The 21815-nt window shown below is 71.0% G+C and carries 22 protein-coding genes and 1 riboswitch; of the genes, 13 read left to right on the top strand and 9 right to left on the bottom strand.

The window, feature by feature from the left end:
- Positions 1-3: 3 nt before the first annotated feature.
- Complete coding sequence (locus KAF39_RS15880; RefSeq protein ID WP_210675866.1) at positions 4-1530, bottom strand: D-alanyl-D-alanine carboxypeptidase family protein; 1527 nt, start codon at positions 1528-1530, stop codon at positions 4-6.
- Between the two features lie 77 nt (positions 1531-1607).
- A riboswitch (TPP riboswitch) is annotated at positions 1608-1717 on the top strand.
- On the opposite strand from KAF39_RS15880, the gene KAF39_RS02830 reads away from it, so the two are divergent.
- From KAF39_RS02830 to KAF39_RS02810, 5 genes are all read left to right on the top strand, one after another.
- The gene (locus tag KAF39_RS02830) at positions 1710-2351 is read left to right on the top strand and encodes an ECF transporter S component (RefSeq protein WP_210675865.1); all 642 of its coding nucleotides are present in this window, start codon (positions 1710-1712) and stop codon (positions 2349-2351) included. It overlaps the preceding riboswitch by 8 nt.
- Positions 2351-3808: an ABC transporter ATP-binding protein gene (locus tag KAF39_RS02825; RefSeq protein ID WP_210675864.1), complete on the top strand. Its 1458-nt coding sequence runs from the start codon at positions 2351-2353 to the stop codon at positions 3806-3808. The genes KAF39_RS02830 and KAF39_RS02825 overlap by 1 nt, the downstream gene beginning before the upstream one ends.
- Positions 3805-4596 (top strand): energy-coupling factor transporter transmembrane protein EcfT, encoded by a 792-nt coding sequence (locus tag KAF39_RS02820; RefSeq protein WP_210675863.1) that lies wholly within the window; start codon positions 3805-3807, stop codon positions 4594-4596. The genes KAF39_RS02825 and KAF39_RS02820 overlap by 4 nt, the downstream gene beginning before the upstream one ends.
- Positions 4597-4712: 116 nt before the next feature.
- On the top strand, positions 4713-6077 hold the full coding sequence (locus tag KAF39_RS02815) for a glutamate decarboxylase (protein WP_246878212.1): 1365 nt from the start codon (positions 4713-4715) through the stop codon (positions 6075-6077).
- A 10-nt stretch (positions 6078-6087) separates the two neighbouring features.
- The gene (locus tag KAF39_RS02810) at positions 6088-7560 is read left to right on the top strand and encodes an amino acid permease (protein ID WP_246878211.1); all 1473 of its coding nucleotides are present in this window, start codon (positions 6088-6090) and stop codon (positions 7558-7560) included.
- Positions 7561-7572: 12 nt separating this feature from the next.
- On the opposite strand, the gene KAF39_RS02805 is transcribed toward KAF39_RS02810, so the two are convergent.
- Positions 7573-8298 carry an aminoglycoside 3'-phosphotransferase gene (locus tag KAF39_RS02805; protein ID WP_210675861.1) on the bottom strand — a complete coding sequence of 242 codons (726 nt, stop codon included), beginning with the start codon at positions 8296-8298 and terminating at the stop codon, positions 7573-7575.
- A 134-nt stretch (positions 8299-8432) separates the two neighbouring features.
- Between KAF39_RS02805 and KAF39_RS02800 the strand changes: the two genes are divergently transcribed.
- Both KAF39_RS02800 and KAF39_RS02795 read left to right on the top strand, forming a co-directional pair.
- Positions 8433-9191 carry an SDR family NAD(P)-dependent oxidoreductase gene (locus KAF39_RS02800; protein ID WP_210675860.1) on the top strand — a complete coding sequence of 253 codons (759 nt, stop codon included), beginning with the start codon at positions 8433-8435 and terminating at the stop codon, positions 9189-9191.
- Between the two features lie 80 nt (positions 9192-9271).
- Complete coding sequence (locus KAF39_RS02795; RefSeq protein WP_210675859.1) at positions 9272-10105, top strand: NAD(P)-dependent oxidoreductase; 834 nt, start codon at positions 9272-9274, stop codon at positions 10103-10105.
- Between the two features lie 117 nt (positions 10106-10222).
- Here KAF39_RS02795 and KAF39_RS02790 read toward each other — a convergent pair whose 3' ends face one another.
- The 3 genes from KAF39_RS02790 to KAF39_RS02780 are packed head-to-tail and all read right to left on the bottom strand — an operon-like array spanning position 10223 to position 12322.
- Positions 10223-10972 carry a sulfite exporter TauE/SafE family protein gene (locus KAF39_RS02790; RefSeq protein WP_210675858.1) on the bottom strand — a complete coding sequence of 250 codons (750 nt, stop codon included), beginning with the start codon at positions 10970-10972 and terminating at the stop codon, positions 10223-10225.
- Positions 10969-11646 carry an ankyrin repeat domain-containing protein gene (locus tag KAF39_RS02785; protein ID WP_210675857.1) on the bottom strand — a complete coding sequence of 226 codons (678 nt, stop codon included), beginning with the start codon at positions 11644-11646 and terminating at the stop codon, positions 10969-10971. Before KAF39_RS02785 ends, KAF39_RS02790 begins: the two co-directional genes overlap by 4 nt.
- A gap of 37 nt (positions 11647-11683) precedes the next feature.
- The gene (locus KAF39_RS02780) at positions 11684-12322 is read right to left on the bottom strand and encodes a bifunctional 4-hydroxy-2-oxoglutarate aldolase/2-dehydro-3-deoxy-phosphogluconate aldolase (RefSeq protein WP_210675856.1); all 639 of its coding nucleotides are present in this window, start codon (positions 12320-12322) and stop codon (positions 11684-11686) included.
- A gap of 131 nt (positions 12323-12453) precedes the next feature.
- Here KAF39_RS02780 and rlmN point away from each other — a divergent pair, with 131 nt between their 5' ends.
- Positions 12454-13743 carry a 23S rRNA (adenine(2503)-C(2))-methyltransferase RlmN gene (rlmN, locus tag KAF39_RS02775; RefSeq protein WP_246878210.1) on the top strand — a complete coding sequence of 430 codons (1290 nt, stop codon included), beginning with the start codon at positions 12454-12456 and terminating at the stop codon, positions 13741-13743.
- On the opposite strand, the gene KAF39_RS02770 is transcribed toward rlmN, so the two are convergent.
- Positions 13692-14315, bottom strand: coding sequence for an NAD(P)H-dependent oxidoreductase (locus KAF39_RS02770; RefSeq protein ID WP_210675855.1), 624 nt, complete (start codon positions 14313-14315; stop codon positions 13692-13694). The genes rlmN and KAF39_RS02770 overlap by 52 nt on opposite strands.
- Positions 14316-14379: 64 nt before the next feature.
- On the opposite strand from KAF39_RS02770, the gene KAF39_RS02765 reads away from it, so the two are divergent.
- Both KAF39_RS02765 and KAF39_RS02760 read left to right on the top strand, forming a co-directional pair.
- On the top strand, positions 14380-14937 hold the full coding sequence (locus tag KAF39_RS02765; RefSeq protein ID WP_210675854.1) for a TetR/AcrR family transcriptional regulator: 558 nt from the start codon (positions 14380-14382) through the stop codon (positions 14935-14937).
- A 63-nt stretch (positions 14938-15000) separates the two neighbouring features.
- The gene (locus tag KAF39_RS02760; protein WP_210675853.1) at positions 15001-16479 is read left to right on the top strand and encodes a DUF4407 domain-containing protein; all 1479 of its coding nucleotides are present in this window, start codon (positions 15001-15003) and stop codon (positions 16477-16479) included.
- Here KAF39_RS02760 and KAF39_RS02755 read toward each other — a convergent pair.
- The gene (locus tag KAF39_RS02755) at positions 16467-16802 is read right to left on the bottom strand and encodes a hypothetical protein (protein WP_210675852.1); all 336 of its coding nucleotides are present in this window, start codon (positions 16800-16802) and stop codon (positions 16467-16469) included. The two genes, KAF39_RS02760 and KAF39_RS02755, sit on opposite strands and share 13 nt — an antisense overlap.
- 19 nt (positions 16803-16821) lie before the next feature.
- On the opposite strand from KAF39_RS02755, the gene KAF39_RS02750 reads away from it, so the two are divergent.
- Genes KAF39_RS02750 through KAF39_RS02740 form a run of 3 tightly spaced genes read left to right on the top strand, consistent with a single transcriptional unit; the run spans position 16822 to position 19885 of the window.
- Positions 16822-18312, top strand: a complete 1491-nt coding sequence (locus KAF39_RS02750; protein ID WP_246878209.1) for a PLP-dependent aminotransferase family protein — start codon at positions 16822-16824, stop codon at positions 18310-18312.
- Between the two features lie 9 nt (positions 18313-18321).
- On the top strand, positions 18322-18819 hold the full coding sequence (locus KAF39_RS02745) for a hypothetical protein (RefSeq protein ID WP_210675851.1): 498 nt from the start codon (positions 18322-18324) through the stop codon (positions 18817-18819).
- Positions 18820-18871: 52 nt separating this feature from the next.
- Positions 18872-19885 carry an aldo/keto reductase family protein gene (locus KAF39_RS02740; protein ID WP_210675850.1) on the top strand — a complete coding sequence of 338 codons (1014 nt, stop codon included), beginning with the start codon at positions 18872-18874 and terminating at the stop codon, positions 19883-19885.
- Between the two features lie 65 nt (positions 19886-19950).
- Here the strand turns inward: KAF39_RS02740 and KAF39_RS02735 are convergent, their stop codons facing one another.
- Both KAF39_RS02735 and KAF39_RS02730 read right to left on the bottom strand, forming a co-directional pair.
- The gene (locus KAF39_RS02735; RefSeq protein ID WP_210675849.1) at positions 19951-20871 is read right to left on the bottom strand and encodes a carbohydrate ABC transporter permease; all 921 of its coding nucleotides are present in this window, start codon (positions 20869-20871) and stop codon (positions 19951-19953) included.
- Positions 20868-21815 carry a carbohydrate ABC transporter permease gene (locus KAF39_RS02730; protein ID WP_210675848.1) on the bottom strand — a complete coding sequence of 316 codons (948 nt, stop codon included), beginning with the start codon at positions 21813-21815 and terminating at the stop codon, positions 20868-20870. The genes KAF39_RS02735 and KAF39_RS02730 overlap by 4 nt, the downstream gene beginning before the upstream one ends.

Genomic DNA, 21815 nt, shown 5'->3' with positions numbered 1-21815 from the left:
GAGTCAGTCGGCGGAGGTGATACCGAGGAGCTCGAGCGGGTGCGTGAGCCGCCACCAGGGGCTCGGACCCTCCACGTCCTCGTCGAGGACCAGCGCGGTCTCGGTGCTGTCGATGGGGCCGGTCGTGGTGAGCGTGCCGACGGTGCCGTCCGCCTCCCGCTCCTCGCCGAGGTCGAACTGCGGGGACGCGGTCGCGGTCGCGCCGTTCCACAGCACGACATCCGCGTCCGCACCCGTGACGACGTCGACGCTCTCCCCCCACACGGTCGCGACGCGCCCGACCACGGTGCCGGCGGGGACCACCGGGCCCTGGGCCTGCAGTGCGGCCTCGGTCTGGGCGAACAGGGCGCGCGTGAGGGCGAGGCGGGCGTCGTCGTCCTCCTGGTTGAGCGCGGCGGCGTAGAGCCGGACCGTCGAGTCGCCGACCGTGACGTCCTTGGCGGTCAGCAGGTTCCACCCGACGAGCGTGCCGGTCTTGATGCCGACGACACCGGGGTCGGCGAGCATCCCGTTCGTGTTGACGACGGTGCCGGCGCCCGGGAGGTCGACCGAGCGGGTGCCCACGATCTCCGCGAACACCGGGTTCCGCATCGCCACCTCTCCGAGCGCGACGAGGGCCTCCGGGGTGGCGACGTTGCGCTCGTCGAATCCGGACGGTGTGACCACGGTGATCCCGGAGAGGCCCCGCTCGCTGAGCCAGCGCTCCGCGGCCGCGGCGAACTCGCGGTTCGACCCCCAGATCTCCGTCGCGAGCCGGTCGATGTAGTTGTTGGCCGAGCCCAGCAGCGTCCCCTGCAGCAGCTGGTACTCCGTCAGTACCCCGCCGACAGGGACGTCCAGCGCGGACTGGTCGGAGATGCGGTAGTCCCAGTAGCGGACGCTGTCGGCGTACGTGAAGGAGAATTCCGGGCCCTGTTCCCCGGGGGCCAGCGGCAGGCGGTCCAGGACCATGAGCGCGCTGACCACCTTGGTGATGCTCGCGATGCTCACCGGCGCGGTGGTGGAAGCGGCGGTGGTCATGCCGGTGATCCCGACGGCGCCGTCACCGACGGCGGGCCAGGCGAGTGCCGCGGTGGGGGCGGCGACGGGGGTGAACTCGACGGCCTGGACGGTCGGAGGGATCTCGTGCAGCGGCCAGAGCAGCGTGGTGCCCGCGTAGGAGGCGACGAGGCCGGCGAGCACCCCGAGTGGGAGGAGCAGGCCAGGGCCGGCGATCGCCGGACGCAGCCGGGCGTCGCGCAGCAGTCCCGTCGTGCCCTCCGCGTCGGGCGACGCGTCGAAGTCGGGCGTCGACGAGCCGGCGGCGACCGCATCGGGGTCGACCCAGGTCAGGGCGGTGGCCGGTGCGGAGGCATCGGCCCAGGCAACCGTGCCGGTGGCGGCGCTGTCCTCGCTCGCCGGGGCGGAGTCGTCCGCGTCGACGGCGGGTTCCGTGGCGGCGGGGTTCGTCGGCACCGGTGCGGTGCGGTCGGGCCGGGCGTCGACGCCGACGCCGACGGACGCCTCGGCGGGGGGATCGGAAGCGGTCACTCGCTTACGGTACCGAATCCCGTCAGGAATCCGCCGTGCAGGGCTCCGGACGCGCGGACGGAAAGCGGTAGAATCGTCACCACAACCACGGGAGTCCGGCGAGCCGGGCTGAGAGGGAGCGAATCGCGCTTCGACCGTCGAACCTGATCTGGGTCATGCCAGCGCAGGGAGGAGTTCACATGAGTACGTCCACGTCCACGTCCCCGTCCGCGAAGACGACGACCGCTCCGGCACGCGGCTATCTGCGGTGGCGCATCGTCGACATCGTCGTCGCCAGCGTCCTCGGTGTCGCCGCCGGTCTGATCTTCCTCGCCTGGAACGTCGGCTACCTCGGCCCCAAGGCTCTGCTGGAGCCGCTGCTCCCCGGCCTGCAGGGACTCCTGGACGGTCCGTGGCTGTTCGCCGGCGTTCTCGGCGGCCTCATCATCCGCAAGGCGGGGGCCGCGATCTACGTCGAGACGCTGGCGGCCGTGGTGTCGGCGCTCGTCGGCAACCAGTGGGGCGGATTCCTCACGATCGAGGCCGGATTGGTGCAGGGCCTCGGCGCCGAGCTGATCTTCCTGCTGTTCTTCTACCGCCGCTGGTCGCTGCCGGTCGCGATCCTCGCCGGGGCGGGCGCCGCGCTCGCGGGCAGCATCAACAACCTCATCCTCTGGTACGCCGGGTCCGGCCCCGCGTTCACCGTGATCTACCTCGTGAGCGCCGTGGTCTCTGGTGCCGTCATCGCCGGGGCCCTCTCCTGGGTGCTCGCCCGCGGCATCGCGGCGACCGGGGCGCTGGATCGCTTCGGGTCCGGCCGCGAGGCGCGCGTCCGCGTCTGATGGCGGCGGAGGAGGTCGCCCCCGCCGCCGTCGAGGCGCGCGGGTGGGGGTGGCGGCACGCGAGTCGCCGCGCCTGGGCGCTGCGCGACGTCTCCTTCCGCATCGAGTCCGGGGAGCGCGTGCTCGTGCTCGGTGCGTCCGGTGCGGGCAAGTCCACGTTGCTGCACGGGCTGGCCGGCGTGCTCGGCGGCGAGGAGGAGGGCGAGAGCGAGGGCGAGCTGCTCGTCGACGGCGCCCCGGCCGTGGCGACGCGGGGGCGGTCCGGGCTCGTCCTGCAGGATCCGGATTCGCAGGTGATCCTCGCCAGAGCGGGCGACGACGTCGCGTTCGGCTGTGAGAACCTCGGGGTGCCGCGCGCGGAGATCTGGTCGCGTGTCGAGGAGGCCCTGGCGGCCGTGGGGCTCGATCTCCCGCTCGACCACCCCACGAAGGCGCTCTCCGGCGGGCAGAAGCAGCGCCTCGCCCTCGCCGGCATGCTCGCCATGCGGCCCGGCCTCGTCCTGCTCGACGAGCCGACGGCCAACCTCGACCCGGAGGGCGTGCAGGAGGTCAGGGAGGCGGTCGAGCGCATGCTGGCGGTCCGGCCCGCGACCCTCGTGGTCGTGGAGCACCGGCTCGAGGTGTGGCTGCCGCTGCTCACCCGGGTCATCGTGCTCGGCGCCGGCGGCGTGATCGCGGACGGCCCACCCGCCGAGGTCCTCGGTGCGCAGGGCGCGCGCCTCGCAGCGGACGGTGTGTGGGTGCCCGGCCGCCCTCCCGCCGAGCCCCCGGCGCCACTCGCCGGTCCGGGTGAGGTGCTGCTGTCGGCGCGCGAGCTGGCCGTCGCGCGGGTGAAGGGGCGCCCGGTGGCGCACGGCATCGACCTGGACGTGCATGCCGGGGAGGCCCTCGCCATCACCGGACCCAACGGGGCGGGAAAGTCGACGCTGGGCCTCACGCTCGCCGGTCTCCTGCCTCCGGCGGACGGCGCGGTGACCGCCGCGCCGGCGCTCGAGCAGGGGGCGGAGGCCTCCCCGATCCGATGGGCGTCCCGAGACCTGCTGACCCGGATCGGCATGGTGTTCCAGGAGCCGGAGCACCAGCTCCTCGCCAAGACCGTCCGCGACGAACTCGCGGTGGGCCCGCGGGCCCTCGGCCTCCCGGAGGACGAGATCACGGCGCGCGTTGACGAACTGCTGGCGCGGCTGCGGCTCACCGCCCTCGGTGCCGCGAACCCGTACACGCTCTCCGGCGGGGAGAAGCGCCGCCTGACCGTCGCCGCGGCGATCGCCACGCGTCCCCGCGTGCTCGTCCTCGACGAGCCGACCTTCGGCCAGGACGCCCGCACCTGGGCCGAGCTCGTCGCCATGCTCGCCGTGCTCCGGGACGAAGGCTCCGCCATCGTCACCATCACCCACGACCTCGACGTGGCGCGCGCCCTGCACGCCACCCGGTTCGCGCTGGGGGTGCGGGCATGACGGATCTCGCCACGGCACCCGCCCGCACCGGCGTGGTCGCCCGCATCAACCCGGTCGCGAAGCTCGGCGTCAGCGCCCTCATCGCCCTGCCGCTGATCCTCACGCTCGACCCGGTGTCGGCGTCGGTCGCGCTGGCGCTGGAGGCCGTGCTGTTCCTCTTCGCCGGCATCGGGTGGCGGGAGTTCTGGGTGCGCACCTGGCCGGTGTGGCTCGCGGCGCCGCTCACCGGTCTCACCATCGCGCTCTACGGGGAGACGAGCGGCACCGTCTACGTCGACTGGTTCGTGCTGCGCATCAGCGAGGGCTCGCTCGCCCTCGCCCTCGCGACGACGCTGCGCGTGCTCGCGATCGCCCTGCCGTCGGTGGTGCTGTTCATCACGGTCGACCCCACCGACCTCGCCGACGGCCTCGGGCAGATCCTGCGTCTACCCGCCCGGTTCGTGCTCGGCGCGCTCGCCGGGCTCCGCATGGTGGGCCTGTTCCTCGACGACTGGCGCGCCTTGGAGCTCGCCCGCCGGGCGCGGGGCGTCGCCGACCGCGGGCGGCTCCGCCGCTTCCTCGGCATGGCCTTCGCGCTGCTGGTGCTGTCGATCCGCCGCGGCGCGAAGCTCGCGACCGCGATGGAGGCCCGCGGGTTCGGCGCGCCGGTCCGGCGGACGTGGGCGCGGGAGTCGCGCTTCGGTGCCCCCGAGTGGATCCTGCTCGCCGTCGGCGCGGCGATCTCGGGGATCGCGATCGCCGCTGCGGTCGCCACCGGCGCCTGGAACTTCATCCTCGGTCCCGCCTGACCGGTCTCCCATAGGACCAGAGACCCTAGAAGTCCATCGGGGAGAGGTCTAGCGTGCGCAGAAGACCGCGCCTCAACGACGCAGTGCCGAAGTGACACCGAATGAAGGGACGTCCCATGAGCATCTCCGACGACCAGCCGCTGTTCACCCGCCCGGGGGAAGCCACCGTAGCCCCCCGGCATGTGATCCCCGACAGCGAGTCGCTCCCCGCGACCGCGAAGCAGATCGTGGAGGACGAGACGATCCTCGACGGCAATGCGCGCCTGAACCTCGCCACCTTCGTCAGCACGTGGATGGACGACGAGGCGAAGCAGGTCTACATGGCCTCCTTCGACAAGAACATGATCGACAAGGACGAGTATCCGCAGACCGCCGCCATCGAGGACAACTGCTGGCACATGCTCGCGAACCTGTGGAACGCGCCGGACGCCAGCCGCAGCATCGGCACCTCGACGATCGGCTCCTCGGAGGCCTGCATGCTCGGGGGTCTCGCGTTCAAGCGGCGCTGGCAGCGGGCCAGGCGCGCCGCCGGCAAGGACGCCTCCTCGCCGAACCTCGTGATGTCGAGCGCCGTGCAGGTGTGCTGGGAGAAGTTCTGCAACTACTTCGACGTCGAACCGCGCTTCGTGCCCATCAGCGAGGAGCACAAGACGCTCGACGGCCACGACCTCGACAAGTACGTCGACGAGAACACCATCGGCGTCGTCGCGATCATGGGGGTCACCTACACGGGCATGTACGAACCGGTGGCCGAGATCGCCGCCGCCCTCGACGAGATCCAGAAGAACACCGGTCTCGACATCCCGATCCACGTGGACGGCGCCTCCGGGGCGATGATCGCCCCCTTCCTCCAGCCCGATCTCGTCTGGGACTTCCGGTTGGAGCGCGTGCACTCCATCAGCACCTCGGGGCACAAGTACGGTCTCGTCTACCCGGGCCTCGGGTGGGTGGTGTGGCGCGACGCCCAGTGGCTGCCGGACTCCCTCGTGTTCCAGGTCAGCTACCTCGGCGGGGAGATGCCGACGTTCGCGTTGAACTTCTCCCGCCCCGGGGCCCAGGTGCTCCTGCAGTACTACCTCTTCCTCCGCCTCGGGTTCGAGGGGTATCGCGCCGTCCAGCAGGCGTCGCAGAACGTGGCGAAGTTCCTCTCGGCGGGCATCGGTCAGCTCGATGCGTTCGAGCTGTGGAACGACGGCAGCGACATCCCGGTGTTCGCGTGGCGCCTGAAGGAGGGCCACACCGACAAGTGGACGCTCTATCACCTGCAGGACCGCCTCCGGATGCGCGGCTGGCTCGTCCCGGCCTACCCGATGCCCGCGGATCTCGAAGACCTCACGGTGCAGCGCATCGTCGTCCGCAACGGGCTGAGCATGGACCTCGCCGCGGAGCTGCTGGAGACGATCAAGGCCGAGGTCGCGTACCTCGACGCCCTGGAGGCCCCCATGCCCGCCGAACAGCCCGACTCCGCGTTCCACCACTGAGGAGGCCGATATGTCTGCGCAGCAGTCTGGTGCGACCGGTGCGGCCTCGACGCCGCAGGTCTCCCGTCCCGCCGTCGCCGTCCTCGGCGTCGGCCAGCTCGCCCTCCTCACGCTCGTCGTCGTGGCGAGCCTGCGGTCCCTTCCCGCGATGGCGATCTACGGTCTGGGCAGCGTCACGCTGTACATCATCCCGGCGATCGTCTTCCTCATCCCCACCGCCCTCGTCGCCGCCGAACTGGCGACCGGGTGGAAGGGCGGCGTGTACGTCTGGGTGCGGGAGGCCCTCGGTAACCGCTGGGGGTTCACGGCGGTGTGGCTGCAGTGGATCCAGAACGTGGTCTGGTTCCCCACGCAGCTCGCGTTCGTCGCGGGCGCTCTCGCCTTCGTCTTCCTTGATCCCTCGCTGTCCAGCTCCGGGTTCTTCACCGCGGTCATCATCATCGTCTTCTACTGGGGTTCCACCCTGGTCACCCTCCGCGGCGGCGACCTCTTCGCGAAGCTGGGCTCCTGGGGAGGCATCCTCGGTACGGTGCTCCCGGCGATCATGCTGATCGTGTTCGGGGCCATCTGGGTGTTCAGCGGGGAGAAGAGCCAGGTGCCGCTGGACGCCTCGGCGATCATCCCGCCGTTCACGGGCCTGGCCTCCATCGTGCTCATCGTGTCGAACGTGCTCGCGTACGCCGGTATGGAGGTGAACGCCGTCCATGTGAACCAGATGAAGGACCCGGGCAAGGGCTACCCGCGCTCGGTGTTCCTCGCCGCCGGTCTCATCCTGCTCGTGTTCATCCTGCCGACCATCGCGATCTCGGTCGCGGTGCCCGAGAAGAAGCTCGGGCTGACCAACGGCATCATGCTCGCGTTCGGGGAGTACTTCGACCACTGGGACATGAGCTGGGCGACCGCCGTCGTCTCGGCGCTCATCGCCGCCGGAGCCCTCGCCTCGGTCGTCACCTGGGTGGCCGGTCCGTCGAAGGGCGTGCTGGCGGCCGCGGAGACGGGACTGCTGCCGCCGCTGCTGCAGAAGCGCAACAAGGCCGGGGTGCAGTCGGGCATCCTGATGCTCCAGGGCACGATCGTCACGATCCTCGCGGCGATCTTCATCGTGGTTCCCAACGTCAGCGCCGCGTTCGTCGCGCTGATCGACATGGCCGCCGCCCTGTACCTCATCATGTACATGCTCATGTTCGCCTCGGCGATGGTGCTGCGGCGCAAGGCGCCGGACGTCCCGCGGGCGTACCGGGTGAAGGCGCTGCCGTTCGTCGCCGGGGTCGGTTTCGTCGCCTGCCTCGCGGCGTTCGTGCTCGCCTTCATCCCGCCGCAGGGGTTCACGGCCTTCCCGGCCGCCGCGTACCCGTGGATCGTGGGTCTGGTGATCGTCGTGCTCGGTGCTCCGCCGTTGCTGTTCTATGCGCTGCGGAAGCCGTCCTGGGATCGGCGTCCCGCCGACGGGAGCCTCCTCAGCGACGCGCATCCGGAAGCGTGAGGCGGTGACGATTCAGGTCGCGTTCCACAGCCGCCGGTAGTACTCGAGGCGGGTGCGGTCCGGGTCGACGCCGTACGCGGCGATCAGCGTGTCCTCCCAGCCCGGGCCGAAGTTCCACAGCGTGCTCATCGCCCCCACGGCGATGTCGGCCCACCGGTCGGCGACCCCGAGCGCGGCGAGGTCCACGTGGGCCAGGGGGCGGCCGTCGTCGTCGAGCAGTGTGTTGGGGAGGCAGGCGTCACCGTGGCACACGACGAGGCGGTCGATCGACGGTGCCTCGTGCAGATCGGTCGGCACCGTCGTGCCGCGGACCGCAGCATTCGCGATGCGCTCGTCCGGGCTCCAGGTCCACGGGCACTCCGCGACGGGGAGGGCGTCGTGCAGGGCCCGGAGACCGAGACCGACCGCGCGCACGGCGGTCTCCGGCGACGAGGCCCAGCACGGGTCCACGGCGCTGTGCCCGGGGAGCGCCGCCGTGACGAGCCACTCGTGCGCCTCGTCCTGGCCCTGCGCGATCACGTCGGGCACGGTGATCCAGGTGCGCGCCCAGCGCATCCGCTCGGCCTCGTCGCGCATGGTGGCCTCGGGGTCGTGCGGGCCCCACTTGATGTACCGGCCGTCGTCGGTGCGGAAGGTGAGGCCGCCGATCGCGTTGCGCCAGACCGGCGTCAGCGCGGCGCCGGCGGCGAGATGGCGCACGCGGTCGGGCACCTCGATGGACGCTGCGGGGATGCTCACCTCCTCATCCTGCCGGAACCTCGGTGTCGTAGGCTCGGGGGCGACGCGGCGGGCCTGCGATGAAACCAAGAACCGCATAGGCTGGGACTGCGTTCCATGCATGTCCCACGACGACGTTCGAAGGAGAACATCAGATGCAGATCAGCGGACAGGGTGCCCTCGTCACCGGCGGCGCCTCCGGACTGGGACTGGCCACCGCCCGTCGGCTCACGGCCGCCGGCGCGCACGTCACCATCATCGACCTCGCCTCGTCGAAGGGGGAGGAGATCGCGGCCGAGCTCGGGGGGCTCTTCGTCGCCGCGGATGTGACGAGTGTCGACGAGGTCCAGGCCGCGGTCGCCGCGGCGCAGGCCGCCGCGCCGCTGCGGGTGGTCGTCAACTGCGCGGGCATCGCCCCGCCGGCCAAGGTGCTCGACCGCGACGGCACCCCCGCCGTCCTCGCCGACTTCGAGCGCATCGTGCGCATCAACCTCGTCGGCACCTTCAACGTCATCTCCCAGGCCGCGGCCGTCATCGCGGCGAACGAGCCGCACGACGAGGAGCGCGGCGTCATCGTGAACACCGCGAGTGTCGCGGCCTTCGACGGGCAGATCGGGCAGCCGGCCTACTCCGCGTCCAAGGGCGGCGTGCACGCCATGACCCTCCCGATCGCCCGCGAGCTCGCCCGTCACGCCATCCGCGTGTGCACGATCGCGCCCGGCATCATGGAGACCCCGATGCTCATGGGCCTGCCGCAGGAGGCGCAGGACTCGCTCGGCCAGCAGGTGCCGTTCCCCGCTCGCCTCGGTCGTCCCGACGAGTACGCCGCCCTCGTGCAGCAGATCGTCGAGAACGGCTACCTCAACGGCGAGACCATCCGCCTCGACGGCGCCATCCGCATGGCTCCCCGGTGACGCCTCCCGGCTTTCGAATCGCCTGAATGGTCCGATTCGAACCGGAAACCCCGCCAATCAAGCGATTCGAAACGAGAACCATGAGCACACTCGCTGGAAAGACCATCCTCATGTCGGGCGGAAGCCGGGGGATCGGCCTCGCGATCGCCCTGCGCGCCGCGGCCGACGGGGCGAACATCGCGATGCTCGCGAAGACGGACGCCCCGCACCCGAAGCTCGAGGGCACGGTGCACAGCGCGGCCGAGCAGATCCGCGCCGCCGGCGGTCAGGCCCTCCCCATCGTGGGTGACGTGCGCGACGACGACCACATCACCGAGGCCGTCATGAAGACGCAGGGCGAGTTCGGCGGCATCGACATCGTCATCAACAACGCCAGCGTCATCGACCTCTCCCGGTCCCTCGACCTCTCCGCCAAGAAGTACGACCTGATGCAGGACGTCAACGTCCGCGGCACGTTCATGCTCTCCCGCGCGGCGGTCCCGATCCTCAAGGACGCCGAGAACCCGCACATCCTCTCCCTCTCGCCGCCCCTCAACCCCACGCCGAAGTGGCTCGGCGCGCACACCGGGTACACGCTGGCGAAGTTCGGGATGACGATGGTCACGCTCGGGCTCGCGGCGGAGTTCGCTGAGGACGGTATCGCCGCCAACACGCTGTGGCCGCGCACGACCATCGCGACGGCGGCGGTGCAGAACCTCCTCGGCGGCGACCGGGTGATGGCGGCGAGCCGCACGGCCGACATCTACGCCGACGCGGCGCACGCCGTGCTCACCCAGCCGGCGCGTTCGTACACGGGGCAGACGCTCATCGTGGAGGACGTGCTGGAGGCGAACGGCGTCACCGACTTCTCCGGCTACGCCGCCGTGCCGGGGACTCCGGACAGCGCGCTGTTCCCGGACATCTTCCTCGACTGACGCGCTTCGACAGGCTCAGCGACCCACCGCCGGCTCCCGAGCCTGCCGAAGGGCCTTGGGTTCCTGAGCCTGTCGAAGGGCCGGAGCCTGTCGGAGCGCCTTGAGCGTGTCGATGGGCTAGAGCAGGAGGTAGACGGCGCCGAGCACCGTCAGCACGATCACGATGCGGTCGAAGAGCCGCTGGTCGAGGCGGCGCGCCAGCCGCAGCCCGAGCAGCGCGCCGAGCACCACGAGCGGCGCGAGGATCGCGTCGGTGAGCAGCACGGGACCGGTCAACAGTCCGATCCCGGCGAGGAACGGCACCTTGATCACGTTGATGATCGCGAAGAACCAGGCGGAGGTGCCGAGGAACACCTGGACGGGTGTGCGCGTGGCGAGGAAGTACATCGACATCACCGGCCCGCCCGCGTTGGCGACCATGGTCGTGAAGCCGCCGAGCGTCCCGTAGACCCCGGCGAGCACGATGCCCCCGCGGGCGGCGACCTCCTGCTCCGCCCTGGTCTGCCGCCAGCGCCGCCACAGGGTCACGGCGATCATGAGCAGCAGGATGACGCCGATGGCGCGGCGCACGATGCCGTCGCCGGTGAGGGCGAGGAAGGCGAAGCCGAGGAGGAGCCCGGCCACGACGGCCGGAGCGAGCCGCAGCAGCGTGGGCCAGTGCGCGTGCCGGCGGTACGCGAGCAGGGCGAACACGTCGCCCACCATGAGCAGCAGGAGCATCGCGGCCGTCGACGTGCGTGCGGGGAGGACCGCGGCGAACAGCGCGATCGCGAGGATGCTGCCGCCCGGAAGGGCGGTCTTCGAGATCCCGATGACGACCGCGGCCGCGCCGAGCGCGGCCCAGGCCCAGGGATCGAGGGCCGTCACCGCCGCAGCTCGGCGACGATGGCGTCGTACCCGCGGTCGGTCGCGAGGTCGACCGGCAGCACGCCGTCGCCGTCGCGGATGGTCGCATCGGCGCCGCCGTCGAGGAGGGCGCGCACCACCTCGACGTAGCGGGCGGAGCCGTCGCCGAGCACGATCGCCTCGTGCAGGGCGGTCCAGCCGAGGTCGTTGACGTGGTTCGGATCGACTCCCGCCTCCAGCAGGATCTCGACCGTCGGCCGCAGGCCCCGCTCGGACGCCGGGATCAGCGCCGTGCCGCCGAAGCGGTTCGTGCTGCGGACGTCGGCCCCGTGATCGAGGGTCATCCGCAGGATCTCGTCGTGTCCGCGGGCGCCGGCGTAGAGGTAGGCGGAGTCCTTGGCGTTCACGTCGGCGCCGGCGTCGATCAGCACTCGCGCCGCGTCGACGTGGTTCGCTTTGGTGGCCGCGACCAGGGGGGTCATGCCGCCGTCGCCCCGCGCGTCGATGTCGGCGCCCGCGTCGAGGGCGCGGCGGACGCCGTCAGCATCCCCTGCGGCGGCCGCGGTGAGCAGGGCGGATGTGGCGTCGGTCATGGGAGCCTCCGGGGTCGGTGCCGAGGGTGCGGCGGTACAGGCCGAGGCGAGAAGCAGCGTTCCCGCGAGCGCGACGGCCGCCGCCATCCGTCGTATCCGCATGCATCCGGTATACCAAACGATCCCGGAGGTCGACGGCTCAGCCTCGCGTGGCTGCGAGGGCGGCGGCGAAGCGCGCGGCGCGCTGCTCGATGTCCGCCCAGTCGCCGTTCGCGATCGCCGCGCCGTTGGCGAGGTCGCCGCCCGCGCCGACCGCGACGGCGCCGGCCGCGAACCAGTCGGCGAGGTTGTCGGGCTTCACGCCGCCCGTGGGCATGAGGGGTGCGTCGGGGAACGGCCCGCGCAGCGCACCGAGGTAGGACGGCCCGCCGAGGGAGGCGGGGAAGATCTTCACGACGTCGACGCCGAGTTCGAGTGCCCCCATGACCTCCGTGGGCGTCATCGCCCCGGTCATCACGACCCGGCCGGTGTCGAGCATGGCGCGGGTGAGGTCGGGGAGCGTCCCGGGGCTGACGAGGAACGCGGCGCCCGCGTCGGCGGCCTGAGTCGCCTGCTCCGCCGTCGTGACGGTGCCGGCACCGATGTACGCGGTGTCGCCGTGCCGGGCGATGAGCTCCCGGATCACCGCCGGCGCGTCAGGAGTCGAGAAGGTCACCTCGATGCCGGAGACCCCGCCGCGGAGGATCGCCTCCGATGCCTCCAGGGCCTGCTCCGGCGAAGGGGCGCGGAGGACGGCGAGGATGCCGGTGGTGCGGGCGCGGGCGAGACGGTCGGACATGCGGCTCCTAGATCGAGGGGACGCCCCATTCTCGCGCACCCCAACTTGTCATTACAAGCTGTGATGCGCGGGTCGGCCGGCTGACTCGCCTGCCCAGCCGCCTCCCACCCGCATCCCGGTACCCTGGAGGGATGGCCGAGAACCCCCGCACGCCCGACACGCGCCCCGCGACCGCGCCCGCGTCGTCCCGTTCGGGGGCGATCCGCGAGACCCGCACCCCGCAGGTGCGGCCCGCGACCGAGGGGTGGACGCAGAAGAAGGACGCCGAGGGGCGGCCGCTCCTGCAGTTCGCGAGCCCGAAGCGCGGCAAGCCGCCCGTGCACCTCGCCGACCTCACCCCGGCCGAGCGTATCGAGAAGGTGAAGGAGCTGGGCCTCCCCGGGTTCCGGGCCAAGCAGCTCGCGACGCACTACTTCCGTCACTACACGTCCGACCCTGCCGAGATGACGGACCTTCCGGCCGCCATCCGCGACGATCTCGTCGGCGGCATGCTCCCGCCCCTCATGACCGAGGTGCGCCGGCTCGAGACGGATCGCGGCGACACGATCAAGTTCCTGTGGCGGCTGCACGACGGCGCGCTCGTCGAGTCGGTCCTCATGCGCTACCCCGGCCGCATCACGCTGTGCGTGTCGAGCCAGGCCGGCTGCGGCATGAACTGCCCGTTCTGTGCCACGGGCCAGGCGGGGCTGACGCGCAACATGTCCACGGCCGAGATCATCGAGCAGATCGTGCGGGCCAACCGGGCCATCGCCAACGGCGAGCTCGGCGGCAAGAAGCGTGACGACCACAGCATGGAGCGGGTGTCGAACATCGTCTTCATGGGCATGGGCGAGCCGCTCGCGAACTACAAGCGCGTGATGGACGCGGTGCGCATCATGGTCGCCCCGCAGCCCGACGGGCTCGGCATGAGCGCACGGGGGATCACCGTCTCCACGGTCGGTCTCGTGCCCGCGATCCGGAAGCTCGCCGACGAGAACATCCCGGTCACGTTCGCGCTGTCGCTCCATGCTCCGGACGACCACCTGCGTGACGAGCTCATCCCGGTGAACTCGCGGTGGAAGGTCGACGAGGCGCTGGACGCGGCCTACGACTACTACGCGAAGACCGGCCGGCGCGTCTCGATCGAGTATGCGCTCATCAAGGACATGAACGACCACGCCTGGCGGGCCGACCTGCTGGCGGACAAGCTCAACCAGCGCGGTCGCGGGTGGGTGCACGTGAACCCGATCCCGCTGAACCCGACGCCGGGCTCGATCTGGACGTCCTCGGAGAAGGACGTGACCGAGGAGTTCGTGCGGCGGCTCAACGACGCCGGCATCCCGACGACCCTCCGCGACACCCGCGGCAAGGAGATCGACGGGGCGTGCGGTCAGCTGGTCGCGACGTCCGAGGACGAGGCCGCTTCCGCCGCGCTGGCCTGACGCGCGCGGTCCCGCGTCGCATCCCCGGCGCCGAGGCGCTCGGCCCGGTCGAGCCATCCGGTGATGGTCGCGGGGCGGGCGTGCTTCACGCCCAGCATCCGCGTCGTGCGGACGGTGCGGACGCCGCAGAAGCGCAGGGTGTTGCGGGCGACCTGCGTGTGCGCGGGCAGCCCGGTGAACGGCACGGCGTACCAGGGCGTGTCCGCGAGCAGGAGCAGCCGGCCGTGCCGCGCCGGGAGGAGGCCCTGGGGGAGTCCGCGCTTCGTGTAGCGATACTCCTGCTGGGGGAGGAGGGTGCGGTCGAAGAACCCTTTGAGCAGTGCGGGCACCGAGCCCCACCACAGCGGGGTGGCGACCACGAGCGCGTCGGCGTCGTGGAGCGCGCGCCGCGCGTCGACGAGGTCGGGTTCGAGCGTCATGCGCTCCCGGTAGCCGAATCGCAGGTTCGGGTCGAAGTCGAGGTCGCGCAGCGCGAGCAGGCGCGCATCGCCGTGGCCGTCCGCGTAACGGCGGGCAAGGGCGGCGGTGAGCGAGCGGGCGTCGGGGTGGCCGTCGATGACGAGTGCGGACATGCGGTTCCCATCTGGACAGTGTCAACCTGGTTGGACAGTGTCAACATAAGAGACAATGTTGCTCATGTCAAGTTCGAAGGGCGGCTACCATCACGGTGATCTGGCCCGTGCGCTCGAGGACGCCGCGATGCGGCTGCTCGAGACAAGACCGGCCGCCGAGATCAGCCTCCGCGAAGTCGCGCGCGCGGCGAACGTCAGCCACAACGCCCCCTACCATCACTTCTCCGACCGCCTCGGGTTGCTCAAGGCCCTGGCCGAGCGGAGCATGGCCGAGCTCCTCCAGCAGGTGCGCGCAGCGGCCGAGGGGGCAGCGACGCCGTACGACACGCTCGTGGCCGGGGGATCGGCCTACATCCGCTTCGCCGTCGAGCATCCTCACGCGTTCGATGCCGTCTACGACCCCACCGTCTGCGTCCCGGGGTCTCCCACCGAGACCATGGCCCCGCTGATCGACGCGCTCGAGGGCATGCTGGCGGAGGCGGCCGCCGCGGCGGGGCTCGACCGCCCGACGGACGTCGTGTCGCTGTGGGGGTTGATGCACGGCCTCGGCACCCTCGCCGCGGCGGGCCACTTCACCCTCGACGACGCCCTGGCCGCCTACGCCGCCTCACTCACCCGGTGATTCGAAGGGTTCTCGCCCCGCTCTTCCACGCTATGCACAGGCGAAGTTTCGTAGATTGTCGGAATGCCCTATTCCGCCCACCGCCCGGGTCGCTTCGACTCGCAGGGTCGGATCATCCTCGACGGCGACCCGAACGCCGAGACCGATGACCTCGATTTCCTGCGCGAGTTCGAGCCGACCGGCGACACACCTGCGCAGCCCGACGTCGCCTCCGACGACCCGGCGCCCGAGCCTGTGACGGCGTCCTCGACCGCGGATGGTGCGGAGGCCGTCGCCGACCGCCCGGCCCGCCCACCGCGCACGCGGAAGCCGCGGCGTCGACGCACGGCCGCCGAGCGGCTGCGCGCCCTCGCCATCCTCGGCGGCGCGGAAGGCGAGGTGCTCGACCGCGTCCCCGGAGAGACCCCGCGCTTCGTGCAGATGTTCTTCGTGCTCGCGGGAACCGCCCTGGTCAGTGCGATCTCCATGCTGTTCGCGCTCACGACGGGCGTGCGCGCCGCGATCTGGCTGGCCGTCCCGCTCGCGATCGTGTGGGCGCTCATCATCTTCAACCTCGACCGGTTCCTCACCTCGACCATGACGTCGACCCGCAACATCGGGAAGCTCATCGGTCTCGCGATCCCCCGCGTCATCATGGCCGCGATCATCGGCTTCGTCGTCGCGGAGCCGCTCGTGCTGCAGATCTTCCACAACGACATCTCGCGCGAGGTCGCCGCGACCAACATCGTGCAGGCACAGTCCGACCAGGAGGCGCTGGAGACCGGCCCCGAGAAGAAGGCGCTGGACGCGGCGTCCGAGCGTGTCGCCGCGCTCGAGAACCAGGCGGCCACGGGCATCGTCGCGGGAACCGAGTCGTCGTCGGCGACCGAGTCCGCGGCGCAGGCCACGGTCGACGACCTCACCGCCAAGCTCACGGAGCAGCAGGCCGTGATCGACCAGGCGCGGACGCTGTATCAGTGCGAGCTCACCGGCGAAGGCGCGGGCACCGTGCCCGGCTGCACCGGGGTGAACGGCGAGGGTGCGAGCTCGCAGGCCGCTCAGGCCCAGCTCGCCGAGGCCCAGCAGACCTACGATGCCCTGGCCGCCCAGCTCCGCACCGCGAACGAGGAACTCGCGGCCGCCGGCAGCGCCGCCAAGGAGAACACCTCGGCATCGGAGTCCCAGAACCGCCAGCAGGCGAAGGACGAGCTCCCCGCCGCCCGTGACACGTACGAGCAGGCGCTCGCGGCCTACAACGCCCGGGCCGATTCCGTGGCGCAGGGCAACGCCGGGGCCGTGGGCCTGCTCAGTCAGATCAGCGGTCTCAATCGCCTGAGCGAGAAGGAGCCCGCGATCCTGTGGGCGCACATCCTCATCGCGGCGCTGTTCTTCATGATCGAGCTGCTGCCGGTGCTGGTGAAGGTGCTGACGAGCTACGGCGACCCGAGTCTGTACGAGAAGGCGCTGGCCATCCGCAAGCAGGTCGCGCTCGACAGGGTGACCGCGGAGGGCTTCCGCGATCGCGCCGACATCGTCACCACCCCCGGGGCTCAGGCCACCTGACGCTCCGTGGTTTCGAATCGCTCCCTTTGCTCCATCTCCGCCGGATTCGGGACGAAGTGGGCGATTCGCACGGGGGAGAGGTTCCCGGCCCGCGCTGCCAGGGCGAGGGAACGGATCACGGCGACCGTGGACGGGGCGACGGTGGACGAGGCGGTCGGCCAGGGGGCGCCGCTCACGGCGGCCTCGATGAGCGCCAGGTGGTCCCGGAGCGAGGGGTCGTGCGTGCGGATGTCGTCGGCGAGCCAGACCAGAAGCTCGCCGATGGTCCAATCCCTTTGGATTGGACCGAGATCTCCGGAGTAAGTGGTCGCGGTGCGTGTCATTGGTCCAGAATCGGGTGCTATGGACACGACGGACAGGGCCAATGTGGCGCCGGTGGCCCACGGATCGGCCCCCGTGCTGGTGCAGGCGGGGGAGGTGTCCGCCGCCGCGCTCGCTGCACGTCTCGGTCGCTGGACGCACGGCGACGGCCCCCTCTCCGCCCGGCTCGCCGCGGGGATCGCCGCCCTCATCGGCAGCGGTGAGCTCCGTCCGACCGATCGCCTGCCCGCCGAGCGCGCGCTCGCCGCTGTGGCCGCCGTCTCACGCGGCACCGTCGTGGCCGCCTACACGTCCCTGGCGGAGCGGGGCCTCGTCGAACGGCGGCAGGGCAGCGGCACCCGGGTCTCCGGTACGCCCTCGACCCCGGCGGCGGACCGTCGCCCCGGCCGCGGGGAAGCCCTGTTCTCGGCTCTCCCGAACGCGATCGATCTGCTCCGCACGGTGCCGCAGATCCCGGAGCTCGGGGTGCAGCTGATCCGCGACCACCGGCCGCGGCTCGACCTCGCCCTGCTCCCGGAGACCGATCCCGCGGGGCTCCCCGCCCTGCGGGAGCTCATCGCGGACATGTACCGCGCCGAGGGGACGCCGACCACGCCCGAGCAGATCCTCGTGACCCACGGCGCGCAGCAGGCCATCAGCCTCGTCGTCAACGCGCTCGTGGAACCGGGTGACGTCGTCCTCGCGGAGGAGATCACCTGGCCGGGTGTGACCGACTCCGTGGGGCTGCGCGGCGGGACGGTGCACGGCGTGCCGATGGGCGCGGACGGCCTCGACGTCGACGCGCTGGAGCAGGCGATCGCCCGACTGCGCCCCGTCCTCATCGCGCTCAACCCGCACCACCAGAATCCGACGGGGACGCGTCTGCCCGCCGCGGCGCGGCATCGTGTGGCGGCGCTCGCCGCGCAGTACGGGGTGCCCGTGATCGAGGATCGCGTCGTCGCCGGCATCTCGTTCGACGGGGTCGTGCCGCCGACGCTCGCCTCCGAACGGCCGGATGCCCCGGTGCTCGTCGTCGAGTCCGTGTCGAAGTGGGCCTGGGCAGGCCTGCGGATCGGGTGGCTGCGCGCCGATCCCGTCCTGGTCCGGCGGCTCCGCGGAGCGCGGCAGCTCGCCGACCAGTCCACGAGCGTGCCCGGCCAGCTGCTCGCCCTCGACCTCATCGCCCACGCGACGGAGCTCCGTCGCGTGGGCAGCCGCGTGCATCAGGAACGGCTCCGGCTGCTGGAGGAGCTGATGGACGCGCACCTTCCCGACTGGACCTACGACGCTCCTCGGGGCGGCCTCTCGCTGTGGGCCGCCCTGCCGCGGGGCTCCGCGTCGGCTCTCGCGCGGATCGCTGCGGCGCACGGGGTCTCCATCGCCGGCACCGGCGCCTTCGCGGTCTCGGCCGCCGCTCCGGACGACCACGTGCGCCTGCCGTTCACCGCGCCGGACGACGTGCTCACCGAGGGCGTGCGTCGGCTGGGCGATGCCTGGCGCGAGTACCGGGATTCTCTCAGCGGCCCTGCCTAGGGTGACCGCATGACACCGGTGCCGCGCTCCACCCTCTGGACCTCTGTCGCCGGCGTGCTCGTCGTCACCGCGTACGCGGCGCTCGCCGCTGTGCAGATCCTCGTGCTCAACCCGCTCGCCGCGGCTCCGGGCGACCTCTCCCTCGACGAGGTCCGCGCGGCGATGTCGAACGCCGGGGAGAGCCTCATGCCGACGACGGTCCTCGGCATCCTCGGTGCCGGGGTCTGCCTGGCGATCGGGGTGGCGGTGGTCTGCGTGGTCATGCGCGCACATCCCATCGTGCCGGCCATGACCTTCCTCGCCGTGCTCATGGGCGGTACTCCGGCCTACTTCGTCGCCTCCTTCGGCCCGGGGATGGCGCTCGCCGACACGTTCGGGATCAGCGGGGCCGATGCCTCCCCGTGGGCGCTGCCCCTGTACGCGATCAGCGCGCTGTCCGCGGTCGGGGTGCTGGTCGGCGCCGCGCTCACGTCCCGTCGGCGAGGGCCCGCGCCCGCCACCGCCTGACGATCACCGCCGATCCGGCCCGCCGGTCCCCGAGCGGGACTAGCGTTGGTCCATGGTCAACTATCGCTATCTCGGCAACAGCGGTCTCAAGGTCTCGGAGATCACGTACGGCAACTGGGTCACGCACGCCTCGCAGGTCGAGGACGACGCCGCGGTCAAGACCGTGCACGCCGCCCTCGACGCCGGCATCACCACGTTCGACACCGCGGACACGTACGCCAACACGGCGGCCGAGGTCGTGCTCGGCAAGGCCCTGGAGGGCCAGCGCCGCGAGAGCCTCGAGATCTTCACGAAGGTCTACTTCCCCACCGGTCCCAAGGGCCCGAACGACACCGGCCTGAGCCGCAAGCACATCATGGAGTCGATCAACGGCTCGCTGCAGCGCCTCGGCACCGACTACGTCGATCTCTATCAGGCCCACCGCTTCGACTACGAGACCCCGCTGGAGGAGACGTTCCAGGCCTTCGCCGACGTCGTCCGTCAGGGCAAGGCGCTCTACATCGGCGTCTCGGAGTGGACGGCGGAGCAGCTCCGCGAAGGTCACGCCCTGGCGAAGCAGCTCGGCATCCAGCTCATCTCGAACCAGCCGCAGTACTCGATGCTGTGGCGGGTCATCGAGGGCAAGGTCGTTCCGGCGTCGGAGGAGCTCGGCATCTCGCAGATCGTCTGGTCGCCGATGGCGCAGGGCGTGCTGAGCGGCAAGTACCTGCCGGGCCAGCCGGTGCCGGAGGGCTCGCGGGCGACGGATCAGAACTCGGGCGCGGGCTTCATCAAGAGCTTCCTGCAGGACGACATCCTCACCGCGGTGCAGCGCCTCAAGCCGATCGCCGAGCAGGCGGGGCTGTCGATGCCGCAACTCGCGATCGCGTGGGTACTGCAGAACCCGAACGTCGCAGCGGCCCTGGTCGGCGCCTCCCGTCCGGAGCAGCTCGCCGACACGGTCAAGGCCTCCGGTGTGACGCTCGATGCCGACACCATGGCCGCCATCGACGAGGCCCTCGGCGACACGGTCAACCGCGACGCCGAGCACACGTACTCCGTGTCGCCGAAGTCCCGGCTCGTCTAGGCCGTCGAAGAGCGCGAATGGTCGCATTCCGTCCGGGAATGCGACCATTCGCGCGACTCGGCGGGTTACTCCTTGACGGCGCCGGCGGTCAGGCCCTGGACGATCCAGCGGCTGGCGAGGGCGAACATCACCATCGTCGGAAGGATCGTCAGCACGGCCGCGGCGCTCATGGAGCCCCAGTCGATGTTGAACGTCGAGATGAAGCCGTTCAGCGCCGACGGGACGGTGCGGTTCGCGTCGGTGTTCATCAGGACGACCGACAGGAACAGCTCGTTCCAGCAGTTCACGAAGTTGAAGATGAACGCGGCGATGATGCCCGGGGTCATCACCGGCACGAGCACCCGGAACAGGGCGCCCAGGCGCGAGCAGCCGTCGATCATCGCCGCCTCCTCGAGCGCGTCGGGGACGTTCTCGAAGAAGCCCCGCAGCATGACCGTGGAGAACGGGATGCAGATCGCGATGTAGACGAGGATGAGGCCCGGCTTGGTGTCGACGAGGCCGAGCTCGGTCATCATCGAGTACAGCGGCCCGAGGGCGATGAAGGCCGGGATCATCTGCGTCAGCAGGAACGCGATGAGCACCGCCCCCTTGCCGCGGAACTCGAACCGCGCCAGCACGTACGCGCTGAGCAGGGCGATGAGCGTCGCCACGGCGCCTGCCGACACCGCCACGATGGCCGAGTTCGCCAGGAACGTCCCGAAGGAGCTCTTCTCGAACAGGCTCGTGAAATTGTCCAGCGAGGGCTCGCTCGGCCAGTACTCGATCGGGAAGCGGTTGATGGTCCCCGGCGACTTGAACGCGGTGAGCGTGATCCAGTACAGCGGGAACAGGGTGATCAGCAGCCACAGCGTCAGGCCGACGATGCGCACCACGCCGCCCACCGTGACGCGGGGCTTGGGACGCGGGGCGGCCTTCGGGTCGGGCACCGTGATGCGGCGCGTCTCGGTGATCGAGGATCCGGTCCGGACGGACGAGGTGATGGTCATCGCTGCACTCTCCGCATCGCCATCAGGTAGAACGCGCAGAACACCATGAGGAACGCCACGACGATGAGCCCGATGGCGCTCGCGATGCCGTAGTTGCCCTGCTGCGTGTAGTTGATCATCCAGGTCGTGATGATGTGGGTCTGGTTGGCGGGGCCGCCGTTCGTCATCGCGTAGATGATGTCGGGGAAGTTGAAGATCCAGATCACGCGCAGCAGGATCGTCAGCAGCAGCGTCATCGAGATGTACGGGATGATGATCGAGAACAGCTGCCGCACCTTGCCGGCGCCGTCGAGGCTCGCCGCCTCCAGCATCTCGTCCGGCACCGACTGCAGCGCCGCGAGGATCATGATCGCGAAGAAGGTCACCCCGTACCAGATGTTCGCGACGATCACGGCGAACATCGCGAGCTTCGGGTCGGCCAGCCACGGCAGCGGCGCGTCGATCAGGCCCGCTTTCATGAGCAGGTCGTTGACGACGCCGAACTCCGCGTTGAACATCCAGCGGAACAGCATGCCGATGAGGAAGCCGGAGACCGCCCAGGGGAAGAACACCAGCGCCTGGTAGAGGCCGCGGAAGCGGAACCGCTTGCGCAGGGCGAGGGCGATCAGGAAGCCGATCACGAGCTGCGGCACCAGCGAGCCGACCACCCAGAGCACCGAGTTCCACGCCACCGTCGGGAACGCCGGATCGCGGAACACGGCGAGGAAGTTGTCGAAGCCGACGAAAGGGGTCGACGTGAGGTCCCACAGGTTCCAGTCGTGGAACGCCATGCGGGCGCCCTGCAGCATGGGCCAGTAGGTGAACCAGCAGACGAAGACGATCGCGGGCGCGAGGAACGCCAGCAGGGTGAGCGCGGTGCGACCCCGGAACGGGCGACGACGCGATGCCGGGGAGGCCCCGCCGGCGGTGCCGACGGAGCCCCCTTTACGGATGGTGCGGGCCAC

Origin of the sequence: Microbacterium sp. BLY (genome assembly GCF_017939615.1) — a bacterium.
Classification (GTDB): Bacteria; Actinomycetota; Actinomycetes; order Actinomycetales; family Microbacteriaceae; genus Microbacterium.
Note: the sequence above shows the minus strand (reverse complement) of the source record. Positions and strands in the feature narration are given on the sequence as shown.